Annotated in this window: 1 protein-coding gene; it reads right to left on the bottom strand. The window is 62.6% G+C overall.

Going from position 1 to position 401, the window contains the following annotated elements; translation table 11 throughout:
• Positions 1–168: 168 nt before the first annotated feature.
• Positions 169–401: group II intron maturase-specific domain-containing protein (locus ACYP5B_RS50385; protein WP_459574970.1), on the bottom strand; the 233-nt coding region annotated here is incomplete at its 5' end.

Raw genomic sequence — 401 nt, 5'->3', positions numbered from 1 at the left:
GTAGAGTAGAGATGTGGCGCGGTGACGGTAGGTCCAGGCATCGATGTTTCCGCCCCTTTCGTTTGGCGGTGCCCTAGTAGCCTGACCATGGCTCCGTTTCCACATCCCCCTCATCGAACCGGACATGCAGATCTCCCGCATCCGGCTCTCGGACAAGACTTCACGCCTTCACCCACGCCAGGCTGTGCCCCCGCGCGCGGTCAGACGTACGAGCCCGTAGTGCCCGTAGAGGTGCGAGAGTGGATAGCTTCCGCCCCTGCGTCGTCTAACCTTGTACTTGTTGCGCAGCCACCGGCGCAACCGCGTCGCGGCGTAGCTGTCGAGTGCACGGTATGCGCGACTGACCGTTCCTACCTTGAAGTAGTTGGCCCAGCCGCGCAGCATGCGGTTCAACTTGCCCA

The organism is Cupriavidus sp. 8B (assembly GCF_054589115.1).
Note: the sequence above shows the minus strand (reverse complement) of the source record. Positions and strands in the feature narration are given on the sequence as shown.